Genomic DNA, 14444 nt, shown 5'->3' with positions numbered 1-14444 from the left:
ATTCTCGCAGTTCCTTGGGTGTCCGTCCGGTCCGCCCCTCCGCCGTCGCGCCTTCCCGCTTTCCCGCACACCGCCGGTCGGTGCCCGCGGGGAGTTGTCCGTTCCCCGGCCGCCGGGGGCTTCACCGGGGCGGTGCCGTGCGGCCACGCTGGGGGGCATGAATGAACAGAGACGATTTGTGGCCCGGCTGCCCGGGGCGGGACCGCGGAACCTGCAGCTTCCGGCACTGCGGGCGGCCCGGGCGCAGGCACGGCCCCCGGAACCGGGGTTTGCCCGGGCACCCGGCGCCGTCCCGGGGCCCGGCCCTGCCGCGGCGCCGGCACCGGTGCCCTGGTTGGGCGAGCCCGACGGGTTTCCGGTGCGCTCCATGCCCGCAGTCATGCCCGTCGTCACGCCCGCCGATTCCACCGTGCCGATGAGCCCCGCACGGACCCCGGACCCGGCCGGAAGCCGGCCGGCTGAACTGGCCCGCTGCATCCTGTTCAGCCGCGACGTGGAGTTGGCGCAGGTGCTGGCCGCCGTCGCCGTGGGTGCGGGGGTGCAGCTGCTGCCGTGCCGGGACGCCGCCCAGGTGGCCGAACACCGCGACGAGGTGATCCTGGTGGGGCAGGACTGCGTCGCGGACATCGATGCCCGGCTTGCCGCCTCCACGCTGGTGCTCACCGGCGGGGAAGAACACCAGGGCGTGCTGTGGCGTGCGGCCGCCACCTGCCCCGGGGCCCGGGTGGCGGTGCTGCCGCAGGCCGCCGCATGGCTGGGCGAATACCTCGGTGAGCTGGGCCTGCATGCGGGGCGCGCCCACACCACCATCGTTGCCGGGGCCGGCGGCGGGGCCGGGACCTCGACCTTCGCCGCCCTGCTGGCCGCAACGGCCACGCTGGACGGGCACCGGACGCTGCTGCTGGACGCCGACCCGCACTCGGCCGGGCTCTGGCCGGTGCTGCGGGCCAGGGAACCGGACGGCCTGGGCTGGGAGGACCTGCAGCATGCCCGCGGCCAGCTCTCACCGGGCCAGCTCGCCGAGATCCTCCCGCTGTCGGCGGGCACCGCGGTGCTCTCCTGGGTGCGGAACCCGGGCTGCTTTGCGCCCTCCGAGGCCCTGCTCACCGAGGTGCTGGCCGCCTCCCGGCGCATCTACGAACGGGTCGTGGTCGACGCCGGACACGTCACCGGGGTTCCCGCGTCCGTGGCCGCGCTGGCCAACTCCCGGCTGCTGCTGCTTTCCGCACGCCCCGGGAACGGTGCGGCGGGAACCTCGGCGCGGCTGGGGGAGCAGGCCGCGAACTGGAGGCTGGTCCTCACCGGGAAACTGGCCCCCGGCACGGACACCCGCGCGCTGGCCCGGAGGACCGGAGTGGAACTGGGCGGGTACTTCGCCCCGTCCCGCCGCATCGAACGCTGTGCCGCGGACGGGGCGCTGATGAACGCGCTGGCGCACCGCCCGCTGCGCCGCGCCGTCGCCCGGCTCGGGGAGCACTCCGGTGCTGCACCCGGGTCGGCAGCGGGGCAGGCGGCATGAGCACCCCGGAACCTGCCGATAACCCGGCACCCGCAGGCACCCCGGGCCGCGGGAGGCGACGCTGGGCCGCGCCGGCGCCCGCGCAGGACCAGTCCGCCGACCCGAGGGTGCTCGAGGAGATCCGCCGCCGCGCCATGGAATCGACCGGGGGCCTGAGCGAGGTGGACCTGGCCTCGGCGGTGCGCGCCTCGGGCAGCGTCATGGGGGCGGCATCCAGTACCGAGATGCTGCGCAGCCTGAGCGATGACATCCACGGTCTCGGGGTCCTCGAACGTCTCGCCCAGGTCCCGGGCACCACCGACATCCTCGTCGACGCCGCCGGCCGGGTGTGGGTCGACGGCAGCGCCGGGCTGCATGCCTCCGAGCTTCGCTTCACCGATCCCGGGCAGATCCGCGCGCTGGCCGTGCGCCTGGCCGCGGCCGGGGGACGGCGGCTGGACGACGCCGCTCCCTTCGTCGACGTCTCGCTGGGCAACTACCGCATCCACGCGGTGCTGCCCCCGATCTCCACCGGCGGCCCGCTGCTGTCCATCCGCATCAAGTCCAAGAGCAACCAGACGCTGGACTCCCTGGTCGCCGACTCCCACTGGCTCGCGGCCCTGGAGGCCGTCGTCGCGGCGAAACTGAACTTCCTGGTCTCCGGCGGCACCGGGGCCGGCAAGACCACGCTGCTGGCCGCGATGCTGGCCCGGGTCCCGGGAAACCAGCGGATCATCGTGGTCGAGGACTCCGCGGAGCTCGCCCCCTCGCACCCGCACCTGATCGGGCTGCAGGCCCGCGGCGGCAACGTGGAGGGCGCCGGGGAGATCGGGCTGCAGGCCTTGGTGCGCCAGGCGCTTCGCATGCGCCCGGACCGGCTGGTGGTCGGGGAATGCCGTGGAGCGGAGGTGCGCGAGTTCCTCGGCGCCATGAACACCGGGCACGAGGGGGCCGCCGGCACGCTGCACGCCAACTCCGTGGCTGCGGTCCCCGCACGGCTCGCGGCGATGGGCGCACTGGCGTCGATGGACGCCGCGGCCACCGCGCTGCAGGCGGCCAGCGCCCTGGATGTGCTGATCCATGTGCGGCGCGACCCTGCCACCGGGGCCAGGGGGCCGGTCCAGCTCGGCCGGCTGGTTCTCACCGATGCCGGGACGCTGGCGGTGCGGCTGATCCACGAATCCGGCACCTGCGATCCTGGAACCCTGGCCTGGTTCCGCTCCCGGCTGGAATCCGCCGGGGAAACGAGCCCGTGGTGAGCGCGGCCCTCGCGGCGCTCGCCGCCCTGGCCGTGCTGCTGGCTGGCGCCGCCGCCTGGCTGTGGCTCGGCGGCGGGAACGCCGGGGGCCACCGGCTCCCGATGCCGCCCGGCCACCCGGGAAGCCTGCCGCACGATGCCTTCGCCCGACGGCCAGCGCGCCGCACCCTCCGCCGCGAACGCACCGACCACGCGGCCGACACCGAGGAATACGCGAAGTTCCTGCGCCAGCTCGCCGCGCTGCTGCGTGCCGGCACCGGCCCGGCTGCCGCTTTCGGGCTGCTGGCCGAGCTCTGGGCCCGGGGGTCGACCCGCACCGCCATCGACCTTTACTCCGGGGCGAGCCGCGCCCTGGCCCAGGTGCACACCGGCGGAACACTGCAGCAGGGCCTGGCCGCCCACGCCGCCGCCCACCTGGGCAACCGGCGGCTGTGGACGCGCCTGGCCTGGTGCCTGGCGATCTGCGAGGAATCAGGCGCGGCCCTGGCCGAACTGCTCGACACCCTCGCCGAAGACGCGGAAACCGCCGCCGACATGCATCGGGCCCTGCACTCCGCGCTCGCCGGACCGCGTGCCACCAGCAGGCTGCTGACCTTCCTGCCCGGCATCGGGCTGGGCCTGGGACAGCTGCTGGGCATCAACCCGCTGGCGGTCCTCACCACGCATCCCGCCGGCCGCATCGCGCTGGTGGCAGGTGCCTGCCTGTGGCTGGGCAACCGCTGGTGGTGCGGCAGGATGCTGCGGGCCATCACCAACAAGGTGCCCTCGTGATTCCCGCACTTCTCGCGGTGCTCCTGGCGGGTGCCGCGGTGTGGGTTTTCACCGGCTCCGGGTCCCTGCCGCAGGGCCCGTCCCGGGTCCGGACCCCGTCCGCTCTCCTGCGGCGCAACGGCACGCCGGACTTGGACCGTGCGGATGCCGGTCCCGATGCCGGTGCCGGTGCCGAAGGCCCCGCGGAACCACTGCCGCTGGTGCTGGAAATGTGTGCCACGCTGCTCGAATCCGGGCTGCCGATCCGCTCGGTGCTGCGCATCGTCGGCACCACCGTCCCGGGCTACGCCTCGCTGCTGCTGGTCTCCCGCGCCCTGGACCTGAACGTCGGATGGGAACGGGCCTGGGGCCAGGGTGCCGGGCCGGCGCGCGAACTGGAACAGGCGCTGCGCCTCACCCGGCTCTCCGGCGCCCCGGCCGCTGCCCTGCTGCGATCGGCCGCGGCCTCCGCCCGCAAGCGCGGGGTCCGGGAGGCCGAGGCCCGCGGCGCCGAGTTCGGCATCAAGCTGGTGATTCCGCTGGGGCTCTGCGCGCTTCCGGCCTTCATCTGCCTCGGCGTGGTGCCCGTGGTGATCTCCCTGCTCCCGCGCTTCTAGCTTCCCCGCACCTTCCGGCACCGCCTCGCGGACAGCGCACCTGCCGCCCAGGCCGTCCGCCGCCGGTTATCCCCAGCCCGCATCTTCCCCGGCGAAGCGCCCGGAGGGTGACCCCCACACTCGAAGTGGGATCCGCACGCCACACCCTCGTGGCGGCACGCGGGAAATCCGCTGTTCCAGGAGCAACCTCACCACGACCGAACAAAGGACAAAACCATGGACAACCACCTGACCGATGCCGCACCCGGACACATCGACCTGCATCTGGACGCCGAACAGGCACCGTTGGCGCCGGCCGACGAGGAAGGCAGCACCACAGCCGAATTCGCCATCGTCACCCTGGCCGCGGTGGCCTTCGCCGGGCTGCTGGTGAGCATCCTCTCCAGCGGGGACGTGCGCGGATTGCTGATGGGCCTGATCCGCCAGGCCCTGTCCTTCTAGCCGGAGGCAGGCGCGCCATGGCCAGGGAATCGCAAGCAGGTTCCGCCACCGCCGAGGTGGCGGTGCTGCTGCCCGCGGTGGCCATCTTGCTGGCCGTCGTCGCCGGGGCCGGTGCCGTGGGCGGCCAGCAGGTCCGCATCCAGCAGGCGGCAAGTGCCGCGGCCCGGGAACTGGCCCGCGGGACCTCGGCATCCGAGGCCGTCGGCACCGCCCACCGCATTGCCGGTGAACGGATCAGCGTGAGCACCGGTGAATCCGGCGGCTACGGGCACGTGGTCGTCCGCGCCGCGGTGGACCTGCCGCTGCTCGGGGCCATCGAATTGCGGGCCGAAGCCAACGCACGCACGGAGCAGCAACCATGAGCCCGCCCCCCGGCGCCCACACGCGCCCGGCCCCGGAACCGGCGATTGACAGGCACCCGGCCACGTTCGCGGGCCATTGCCCGAGCCATTCCCCGGAGCGGCGCCAACGCGGCAGCGGCACCGTGCTGATGCTCGCGGTGGTGTGCGTGGCAGCGCTGGGGCTGGTGGTGGTGCTGATGTTCACCGCGGTCTCCAACGCCGGGGCCAAGGCGGGCACGGCGGCGGACCTGGCGGCACTGGCCGCCGCGGACGCCGCCCGCCAGCTGCTGCCCGGGGACCCGTGCGCCGTCGCCGCCGCAACCGCCGCGGCGAACGAGGCAACCTTGGCCGGCTGCACGCGCCAGGGCCCTGGCGGCCAGGTCGTGACGGTGCGGGTCCAGGTGCCGGTGTCCCCGGTGGGCTGGCTGCCGCCGCTGACCCGGGCGCAGTCGGTGGCCCGGGCCGGGCCGCCGCCGCAACCCTGGCGCGGCGAGTGACCAGCGCGGCGGGCAACCCGGGCGGCCGGGCCGGCTATCCCAGCGGGAGCGGCCCGGCCGCCTGTTGCGCTTCGGCCAGGATCGCGGAAAGCAGGCGCACGGCCCCGGCCTTGTCCAGCGGGTTGTTCTTGTTCCCGCACTTGGGAGACTGCACGCAGGAGGGGCAACCGCTGGCGCATTCGCAGGCGGCAATCGCGTCCCGGGTGGCACCCAGCCAAGTGCGCGCCGCGTCGAAGCCGCGCTCGGCGAAACCTGCACCGCCCGGGTGTCCGTCGTACACGAAAATCGTCGGCATCCCGGTATCCATGTGCAGCGCCGTGGACACCCCGCCGATGTCCCACCTGTCGCTGGAGGCCACCAGCGGCAACAGCCCGATGGCCGCGTGTTCGGCCGCATGCAGCGACCCGGGGAATTCCTCCGGGGTGATCCCGGCGGCCAGCAGCCGGGTCTCGGGGATGGTGAACCACACCGACTTGGTGTGCAGGTCCCGGGCCTCCAGCGCCAGCGGCTCCTCGGAGAGGATCTCGTTGCTCATCACCGACTTGCGCTGGAATGACACCACCTGGGTGGTCACCACCACGTCGCCGAAGTTCGCGGTGATCGGCCCCCACGCCACCGCGCGGTCGTTGGTGACGACCTCGACCGTGGTGATGTCCCGGGCCTGGGTGTAGAAGTCCGGGTTGGCGCGGGTGACCATGACGCAGTGGTCGGTTTCGTTCAGCTCGTCGACCACATAGGTGGCGCCCTGGTGCACGTAGATGGCCCCGTCGTGCGCCTGGTAGTGCGTCTGCGGGGAATCCATGGTGCCCAGCAGCGCGCCGGTGTCGGACTCGATGATGCTCACCGGCCCGCCGCCGTCGCCGCGCAGCTTCACCATGGAGGCCGCGTGCTCGGGGTGCGTCCAGAACCAGCCGGCCGGGCGGCGGCGCAGGAACCCGCGCTCCACCAGCGAGTCCAGCAACCCGTGGGCGCTGGGCCCGAAGGCCGCTAGGTCTTCGGCGCGCAGCGGGAGTTCCTCGGCTGCGGCGCAGAGGTGCCCGGAGAGCACATAGGGGTTTTCCGGGTCGAAGACGGTGGCCTCGACGCCGGCCTCGAAGATCGCCTCGGGGTGGTTGACCAGGTAGGTGTCCAGCGGGTCGTCGCTGGCCACCAGCACCGCCAGCGAATCCTGCCCGGCGCGCCCGGCCCGCCCGATCTGCTGGAAGAACGAGGCCCGGGTCCCGGGCCAGCCGGCGACCAGCACCGCGTCGAGCCCGGCCACGTCGATGCCCAGTTCCAGCGCCGAGGTGGACGCGACCCCCAGCAGGGTTCCGTCGCGCAACGCATTCTCCAGCTCCCGGCGCTCGGAGGGAAGGTAGCCGGAGCGGTAGGCGGCCACCCGGTCGGGCAGCGAGGGATGGACCTGGTCGACCATCGAGCGGGTGATGGTGGCGATGGTTTCGGCCCCGCGGCGCGATTTGATGAACGCCAGGGTCCGCACGTGGGAGCAGACCAGGTTGGCCAGCAGGTTCGAGGTCTCGGCGATCACGGTGCGCCGGGTCGGTGCGCCGTTTTCCCCGTGCAGCTCGGTCAGCGGCGGCTCCCACAGCGCAACGGTCACCGAGCCCTTGGGGGAGAAGTCGTTGGTGACCTGCGTGGCCGGGGCGCCGATGAGCCTGGAGAAGGAGGCTGCCGGGTCGGCGCTGGTGGCCGAGGCGCCGATGAACACCGGGTTGGCCCCGTAGTGCGCGCAGATCCGGCGCAAGCGCCGCAGTAGGTTGGCGATGTTGGAGCCGAAGACCCCGCGGTAGGAGTGGGCTTCGTCGATGACCACGAATTTCAGCCGGCGCAGCACCCGCGCCCACCAGGTGTGGTTGGGCAGGATCCCGAAGTGCAGCATGTCGGGGTTGGAGAGGATGAAGTTCGAGTGGTCGCGGATCCAGCGCCGGGCCGAGACCTCGGTGTCCCCGTCGTAGCCGGCAGCCCGCACGGTGGGCAGCCGGTAGCCCTCGATCGCCTTGAGCTGGTCGGCGGCCAGCGCCTTGGTGGGTGCCAGGTAGAGCACCGTGGCGTCGTTGGGAACCAGGCTGGCCTGGTTCTGCAAGGCCGACGTGTGGATCGCGTTCAGGGCCGGAAGCTGGTAGGCCAGCGACTTGCCCGAAGCGGTGCCGGTGGCCACGATGATGTTGCTGCCCTCGTGGGCCAGGTTGGCGGCCTGCACCTGGTGCAGCCACGGGGAGGCCACGCCCGTGCGTTCGAAGGCGGTTCGCACTTCGGGGTGCACCCAGTCGGGCCAGGGGCCGGGCAGCGCGTCCCTGGCCTCGATGATCCGGGAATGGAGCAGCGCTTGGGGAGTTGGCCCGTGGCCCAGCAAGGCGATCTGTTCCGAGTATGCGTTCACCGCTTCATTGTGGCATCACCGGGCACAGGCCCGTGGCCACGTGAACAAGAAAGTGGTGGGCCTCGCATCCGCGAGACCCACCACTTCGAGGTGCCGGAGGCCGCTTAGGCTTCCTGCTTGCCTTCAAAAAGTACGACGTTGCCCAGGTTGGTCCAGCCCAGGGACTTGTACAGCTGCTGCCCGTCGATGCTGGCGATCAGCAGGCCTTCCTCGACGTCGTGTTCCAGGGCCAGGGAGACCAGGGCGCGCATGGTCAGGCTGCCCAGGCCGCGGCGCCGGAATTCCGGGGCCGTGATGATGCGGTCGAAGATGGCGTAGCCGTTGACGGCGGAAACGTGGCCGCTGGCCGCAACGACCTCCGGGTCGTCGACCGGGTGGATGGACACGTAGGCGTGCGTCTGGTCGCGTTCGATCTGGAAGGCGAAGCCATCGGTCGGACGCGGTTCCTCGACATCGTGGCCGCCCATCGCCGTGACCATCAGGACCTCGTCGGAATTAAGTACATTGAGCCCCGCCGCCCGGGCGGCCTCGATCAGGGTCGAAGTCTCGTCGGCAAACGCCGTCAGTCGACGCTTGGGATGCTTGTGCAGCGTCTCCGCGACGGCCACTAATTCCTCGTTGGAAGGCTCGTAAATGACATATTCCCAGTCACCCGACGTGTCATGGCGCAGGGCTGCATGGACGCGGCCCTCGTGCCTGCTCTCGTAGCCTCGTGCACCGGCCCAGCCAGATACCCATGTACCGATTAATTCATCGCTTGCAGTAGATCCCATGTTCCGACCCTACCCCGTGTCCTGCCTACTTGGCGTCCATTTGGGGGAACTGTTGCAAGCTTGAAACACTGCGTTAACCAGGTGATCACTGCCACCTCACGTGCGCCTAACGGGTTTTAGGCCATACCCTTAAGAGCGTGTCGCAGAACCGAATTGTCTTGTATTACGCCTTTGTCCCGCTGGCCGATCCCGAGGCCGTGCGCCTCTGGCAGCGTGCCCTTCTGGAGAGGTGGGGTCTGCGTGGCCGCATCATCATCTCCAAGGACGGCATCAACGGCACGGTCGGGGGTGGCATCAAGGAAGTCAAGAAGTATGTGAAGGCCACCCGGGAGTATCCGGCGTTCAAGAAAATGGACATCAAGTGGTCGGAAGGCTCTGCCGAGGACTTCCCCCGGATTTCGGTCAAGGTCCGTGACGAAGTGGTTTCCTTTGGGGCCCCCGGCGAGCTGGAAGTCGATGAAAACGGCGTGGTGGGCGGCGGTGTCCACCTCAAGCCCGAGGCCCTGCACGAGCTGGTGGAGTCGAAAAAGGCCGCGGGCCAGGAGGTCCTGTTCTTCGACGGCCGCAACGCCTTTGAGGCGCAGATCGGCAAGTTCAAGAACGCGATCGTGCCGGAGGTCGAAACCACCCACGATTTCATCGCAGAGATCGAATCGGGCAAGTACGACGGGATGAAGGACCAGCCGATCGTCACCTATTGCACGGGCGGCATCCGCTGCGAGGTTCTCTCGGCGCTCATGGTCAAGCGCGGTTTCACCGAGGTCTACCAGATGCAGGGCGGCATCGTCCGCTACGGGGAAACCTACGGCGACAAGGGGCTGTGGGAAGGATCACTGTATGTCTTCGACAAGCGCATGCATATGGAATTCAGCGAAGACGCAGTGACCATCGGAAAATGCGTGTGCTGCGAGGCCCCGACGAACAAGTTCGAGAACTGCTCGAACCTCTCCTGCCGGAACCTGCGGCTCTTCTGCGCCGAATGCGCCGCGACCGACGAACTGCGCCAGTGCCCCGACTGCGTCGCGGAAGCCACCGACCTGCTCAAGGCCTAGCACGGCATGTCCCCTGGGATAGGGGACCGCAATGCCTCGGGCCGCAATTTCCTTGAAGATCGGGCCTGCGCGGTCCCCTTCCGGCCAAGTGCCGGGGTGGACCGCCTTTTCGTACCCGCATGCCGGCCGTCGGCTGGTTGGCGATTGATCCGCGGCGCGACGTCCGGCCGGCACCAGCGCTCAGAAAAGGCGTGGTTCGGGGGTGCGCCAGTAGGTGTTGCGCCGCGGTTTTTGCTCGGGATCCATGAACTTGGGCAAGATGACGGAGAAGAGCCCGTCGTCGTCGCGGATGACCTGGAAGAGCCCGGAATGTATGCCGTGATGGGCGTCGGGGCAGAACGGGGCTCCGAGGTGGATCGCGGTCCTGCCGCCGTCGGCGTAGAAATCATAGTGGTGGATCTCGAGGTATTCGGGTGGAACCGTGCAGCCGGGCATGATGCATCCCCCGTAGAGTGCAATGATGGCCTCGCGCATGTAGTCGGGGAAGAAGCGTTCCTCCTGGCCGAGGTCCAGGATCCGGGACTTTCCGTTGAGGGTCATGGGCACGGCTCCGCCGTTGCACAAGGCCTGGCGCAGTTCCGCCGGGGTCAGTTTTTGGCCATGGCTGGTGATGCCGTGGGTATCGGCCAATCCGCGCAGTTCGTCCAGGGTCGCAATGATGAAGGTCGTCGGGGAGGGCAGGCCGATGGTCTTCTTCCCGGTGCGTGGTTGGCCCGCCGCCCGGATGAGGTTGAGCAGTCCCTGCAGGTGTCGTTGGGGCGGGGTGAGTCCGTCGCCTCCATAGGCGGTGGAGTTCATGGTTTCCGGGTCGAATAGCCCGTTCCGGGTGCCCGCGTCGCTGCCGGTGCCGTTTGCGGTGAACAGGTTGCCGACGATGCCCGGGCCCTCGGGGTCCAGTGAGAGCTTCCGGATGGTGTCCGGGTCGGTGAGCGGGGCGCCGGTGGCGGGGTCGGTGAGGAAATCCGGGAATCCGGAGCCTGTGCCGGCCTGGTCGGGTGTGCCCGGCTGGCCGTTGGAACCGTTGGAACCGTTGGAACCGTTGGTTCCGGCCTCGCTTGTCGTGGCCGGAGCGACTGCACCCGTTCCCGTAGTCGAGGTGGAGGCCAAGGCCTGGGCGAGCAGCCCGTCGCGGTCGCCGGCCTTGGTCTTCGGGTTGTCGGTGCTGGCGCACAGTGCGAGCAGGGCTTCGGTGTCCCGCGGCATGGTGCGCAGCAGGAACTCGCCGATACCGCCGGTGGTGCCGCGGTAGAACAGCCCGGTCTTTGCCCGCAGCAATTCCTCCGGAACCTCGGCAATGTCCTGCTCGAGGGTGGCTTGTATCCCGGCCAGCAGCTTCGCGGTGGTGCGGGGGTCCTCCCGGCGGACGGACTCGGCGACCTGGTGCTCCAGCTCCCCTGCCAAGCGGGCCGGTTCGGGGCGCTGGCTGATGTGCGGGGCGAGTTCCTCCAGTTTTCGCGCCGCGGCCCCGATCTGGCCGGGGTCGGCGGTCCCGTCGGCCAGGTCCCCTGCCAGCACCGGGAACTTCGGCGGGGTCGTAACCCCGTTGAGGTCGGTGCCCGGCAGCAGCCGATCGATCGACCGCATCCGTTCGCGGGCCGCGAAGAAGCTGATGTGCAGCAAACCAGTGAGCATCGCGGTGGTGTCCTTGAAGACCGGCCGCCCGGTCGGGACCGTGGCCGGGTCCGCCGGCAAGAGCACCGACCCCTCCACGTAGGGAACCGGGTCGTCGTGGATCTCGGTGATCTTGGTGAAGGCTTCTTGGGGGAGCTCGTGGGCCAGGGTGCGGCGTGCGGTGTCGGCGGCCAGCAGCTGGGTGTGGACTGCGGTGCGGTGCGCATCCTCGGCCAGCTGGGCGAACAGCACCGCCTGCACGGGGGACTTGGTGCGCGCGGCAATGCTGCGGCCCAGGTCCCTGACCAGCGCCTGGGCCTCAAGCAGGGCGCGCAGTTCATCGTCCGGGGACACGTGGTGTCCCGGGGCGCCGCGGGTGCCCGCGGCGAGTTCGATGAACCGGGTTGCTTCCATGTCCACCAGCATGCGCCGAACCCGGGAGCCGCGGGGTCGGATCCGGGAATCTGTGGATAACTATTTTTCCGGGACTGGTTTCGGGGACGACCGGCACCGGAAGGCACAAGGCGGGGGTAGCCCTTTCCAGCCAGCACGATCAGGGCGACGCCGACCACGGCCAGCCCAATGAGCCGGCCACCGCGCAGGCCAGGAAGGGGTCGGGTGGCTTCGGCGCGCACCGTGCGCGGCTGCATGGGCCCCGGGTGCAGGGCGCTGCGCACCACGATGTTGGCGCTTTCAACCAGGAAAAGGCCCACGGCAAACACCATGGCCAGCTGCTCCGGGGATAGTTGCGGATCCACGCGGGCGCGGTGGTGGTCAGCCATTGCGCGGCAGGGGTTCCGGAACAGGGCGTACCTGCTTCGGCGGACAGGAAGACAGCGGTTGCCGCCAGGAGTCCCGTTGCCGGCCACGGCCACAGCACCGCCGGGGCATTCTCGCGGCCGGCGGTGCGGGCCAGCCAGACACAACATCGTCCAAAAAATAGGTATTTAACTTATATTTTGGGGATCATGAGTTGGCGGATTCGGCCGGCCACATGCCGACGGCACCGTCCCCGGGGGAGATCATTTCGTGTTCCATGTGGAAAACACGCAGGCCGCGGGCCTCGTAGTTGGCGATGGCCGCCGGGCCGTCCAGGGTGCAGGTGTGCACCCAAACCCGGGACACCGGGGCGAAGCCTTCGAAGCGTGTATCCAGGTCCCACGCCCGGGAAATTCCCTCGGTCAGCAACGTGCCGCCCAGGCCCTGGCCGATGCAATGGGGGAACAAGCCGAAGTACATGATCTCGACCTCGGTCGCCGCACCCTCGGAGCGACCCACCAGCTCGATGTATCCGCCCGGTGCCCCGTCAACGTAAAGCACATGGGTTTCGGTGCCCGGGGCCAGCAACAGCGCTTCCCACTCGGTGCGGGTCAGGGCCAGGCGGTCGGCCCAGTTCCATCCGCTGCCCACTCCCCGGTAGAGGAACTTGCTGAACTCCGGGGTGATGGCCTCGACGCGTTCGATCCTCGCCCCGGCAGGCAGGGCCCGCCCGGAGGGGATCAGCTCGTCGGGGGAGAGCTGCTGCAGGTGCGTGGTGGTGACTTCAATCATGGGTTCCATCATAGGCAAGGCGCTACCCGGTTTGAGCGACGTCGATAGACTGTGAGGCGTGACTTCCACCATTGATTTTGCCCAGGTTCCCGATGCCCCCCGCAGCGACGATGTCGCGCTCCTGGACCGGTTTGCCGCCGACCTGCGGGCGGCCGGATACGGGCACGAGTCAATCACCGGCTTCCTGGGCGAGGTCGCCCACGAGGCGCTGATGCGCGATGCGCTCGTCCCTGCACTGCGCCGCATCTCCTCGAGGCCGGAGCCCGGCGCGCTGGGGACCATGCTCGGGCTGTTCATGCTGGGCGCCGATGCCGGACATGACGAGGTCGCCGCCGCATTCGAAGCCACTGGCGTCGACGGGCTGCTGCGGCTCGATGCCATCGAACCGTCCGACGAAGGCCGGGGACGGTGGCGGGCGAAAATCGACCTGCGCCCGCACGCCTCGGATGCCGACGCAGAGCTCTGGGTCGCCAGCGACCTCGGGGCCCACCAGCGCCCGGGGGTGCTGCGCCACGACCACGTGCTGGGCATCGGCCAGGCGTCGCTGACCCTGGCCCAGACCACCATCCGCCCGCAGGTGGACACCGCCCTGGACCTGGGCACCGGCTGCGGGATCCAGGCGTTCCACCTGCTGTCCCACGCCCGCAAGGTCGTCGCCACCGACATCTCGGCCCGCGCCCTGGGCTTCACCCGCTTCAACCTGCTGCTGAACCACGCGGCCCTGGACCTGGACCCGGCGAACCTGGCCGAGCGCGTCGAGCTGCGCCTGGGCTCCCTGCTTGAGCCGGTGGCGGGGGAGCGCTTCGACCTGGTGGTTTCCAACCCGCCGTTCGTCATCACCCCGCGCCTCGAGGGCCAAGACGACGCCGAGCGCTTCACCTACCGCGACGGCGGGATGCCCGGGGACACCCTGGTGGAGACCCTGGTGCGTTCGATCCCCGGGATCCTGAACCCCGGAGGCAGCGCGCAGATGCTCGCCAACTGGGAAATCACCGCCGCGGCATCCGCGGGGGAGGACCCGGAATGGAGCGACGGCCCGCGCTCCTGGCTCACCGGGGACACCGAGGCCTGGTTCATCCAGCGCGAAGCGGTCAGCCCCACGCAGTACGCCGAGACCTGGCTGCGCGACGCCTCGCAGGGGCGGGACGCACAGGAGTTCGCCCTGCAGTACGGCGCGTACCTGGATGACTTCGCCTCGCGCAATGTCGCAGCCATCGGCTTCGGCATGGTGTGGCTGCGCCGCCCGGCGGCCGGAAGCGCCGGATTCGGGAGGCTCTTCGAGTCCATCGGCTACCCCATTGAGCAACCCGTCGGCCCGTACCTGGCCCGCGACATCGCCGTGGCCGACGAGCTGGAGTCGCGCGACGTGGGTGCGCTCCACCTGGTGGTGGCGGAGGACGTCACCGAGGAACGCCACCAGCGTCCGGGTGCCGAGCATCCCGGGGTGATCTTGTTACGCCAAGGTGCCGGATTGCGGCGGACCGAAATACTTGACACCGCCCTGGCCGGCTTCGTTTCCGCCTGCGACGGGGACCTGGACGTATCGTCCCTAGTCGGTGCGTTGGAGTCGCTGATTGCCCCAGACGATTCGGAGTTTTCCGCAAGGCTTTATGAAGGGGTTGTTCGGCTCATTAAGCGTGGCTTCCTTTTGGAGATGCGAAACAACCGCTAAAGT

At 70.1% G+C, this 14444-nt stretch carries 13 protein-coding genes; 9 read left to right on the top strand and 4 right to left on the bottom strand.

Going from position 1 to position 14444, the window contains the following annotated elements; genetic code table 11:
- Window positions 1-157 precede the first annotated feature (157 nt).
- The 7 genes from ssd to FPY90_RS08795 all read left to right on the top strand — a co-directional run bounded on the left by ssd (window position 158) and on the right by FPY90_RS08795 (window position 5402).
- Window positions 158-1519: a septum site-determining protein Ssd gene (ssd, locus tag FPY90_RS08825; RefSeq protein ID WP_498685056.1), complete on the top strand. Its 1362-nt coding sequence runs from the start codon at window positions 158-160 to the stop codon at window positions 1517-1519.
- The gene (locus FPY90_RS08820) at window positions 1516-2757 is read left to right on the top strand and encodes a TadA family conjugal transfer-associated ATPase (RefSeq protein ID WP_498685055.1); all 1242 of its coding nucleotides are present in this window, start codon (window positions 1516-1518) and stop codon (window positions 2755-2757) included. Before ssd ends, FPY90_RS08820 begins: the two co-directional genes overlap by 4 nt.
- Entirely contained in the window at window positions 2754-3527 is a 774-nt protein-coding gene (locus tag FPY90_RS08815; RefSeq protein ID WP_498685053.1) for a type II secretion system F family protein, read from the top strand. Before FPY90_RS08820 ends, FPY90_RS08815 begins: the two co-directional genes overlap by 4 nt.
- Complete coding sequence (locus FPY90_RS08810) at window positions 3524-4123, top strand: type II secretion system F family protein (protein WP_498685051.1); 600 nt, start codon at window positions 3524-3526, stop codon at window positions 4121-4123. The genes FPY90_RS08815 and FPY90_RS08810 overlap by 4 nt, the downstream gene beginning before the upstream one ends.
- Before the next feature lie 216 nt (window positions 4124-4339).
- Entirely contained in the window at window positions 4340-4564 is a 225-nt protein-coding gene (locus tag FPY90_RS08805; protein ID WP_498685050.1) for a DUF4244 domain-containing protein, read from the top strand.
- Between the two features lie 17 nt (window positions 4565-4581).
- Window positions 4582-4926 (top strand): TadE family type IV pilus minor pilin, encoded by a 345-nt coding sequence (locus FPY90_RS08800; RefSeq protein WP_498685048.1) that lies wholly within the window; start codon window positions 4582-4584, stop codon window positions 4924-4926.
- Entirely contained in the window at window positions 4923-5402 is a 480-nt protein-coding gene (locus tag FPY90_RS08795; protein ID WP_498685045.1) for an Rv3654c family TadE-like protein, read from the top strand. The genes FPY90_RS08800 and FPY90_RS08795 overlap by 4 nt, the downstream gene beginning before the upstream one ends.
- A gap of 34 nt (window positions 5403-5436) precedes the next feature.
- Here the strand turns inward: FPY90_RS08795 and FPY90_RS08790 are convergent, their stop codons facing one another.
- Together FPY90_RS08790 and FPY90_RS08785 are read right to left on the bottom strand one after the other, a co-directional pair.
- Window positions 5437-7782: a DEAD/DEAH box helicase gene (locus FPY90_RS08790; RefSeq protein ID WP_071212756.1), complete on the bottom strand. Its 2346-nt coding sequence runs from the start codon at window positions 7780-7782 to the stop codon at window positions 5437-5439.
- A gap of 104 nt (window positions 7783-7886) precedes the next feature.
- Window positions 7887-8555 carry a GNAT family N-acetyltransferase gene (locus tag FPY90_RS08785; protein ID WP_071212757.1) on the bottom strand — a complete coding sequence of 223 codons (669 nt, stop codon included), beginning with the start codon at window positions 8553-8555 and terminating at the stop codon, window positions 7887-7889.
- Window positions 8556-8692: 137 nt separating this feature from the next.
- Between FPY90_RS08785 and trhO the strand changes: the two genes are divergently transcribed.
- Window positions 8693-9607, top strand: a complete 915-nt coding sequence (gene trhO, locus FPY90_RS08780) for an oxygen-dependent tRNA uridine(34) hydroxylase TrhO (protein WP_071212758.1) — start codon at window positions 8693-8695, stop codon at window positions 9605-9607.
- Window positions 9608-9787: 180 nt separating this feature from the next.
- Here trhO and FPY90_RS08775 read toward each other — a convergent pair whose 3' ends face one another.
- Together FPY90_RS08775 and FPY90_RS08770 are read right to left on the bottom strand one after the other, a co-directional pair.
- A complete protein-coding gene (locus FPY90_RS08775; protein WP_498685042.1) occupies window positions 9788-11632 on the bottom strand; it encodes an HNH endonuclease signature motif containing protein in 1845 nt (614 codons plus the stop codon).
- Window positions 11633-12184: 552 nt separating this feature from the next.
- Window positions 12185-12769 (bottom strand): GNAT family acetyltransferase, encoded by a 585-nt coding sequence (locus FPY90_RS08770; RefSeq protein ID WP_286135215.1) that lies wholly within the window; start codon window positions 12767-12769, stop codon window positions 12185-12187.
- 58 nt (window positions 12770-12827) lie between these two features.
- Between FPY90_RS08770 and FPY90_RS08765 the strand changes: the two genes are divergently transcribed.
- A complete protein-coding gene (locus FPY90_RS08765; RefSeq protein WP_071212761.1) occupies window positions 12828-14441 on the top strand; it encodes a DUF7059 domain-containing protein in 1614 nt (537 codons plus the stop codon).
- Window positions 14442-14444: the final 3 nt, after the last annotated feature.

Origin of the sequence: Arthrobacter sp. C2 (assembly GCA_024207135.1) — a bacterium.
Taxonomy (GTDB): Bacteria; Actinomycetota; Actinomycetes; order Actinomycetales; family Micrococcaceae; genus Paeniglutamicibacter.
This window is presented reverse-complemented; position numbering and strand designations above follow the sequence as displayed.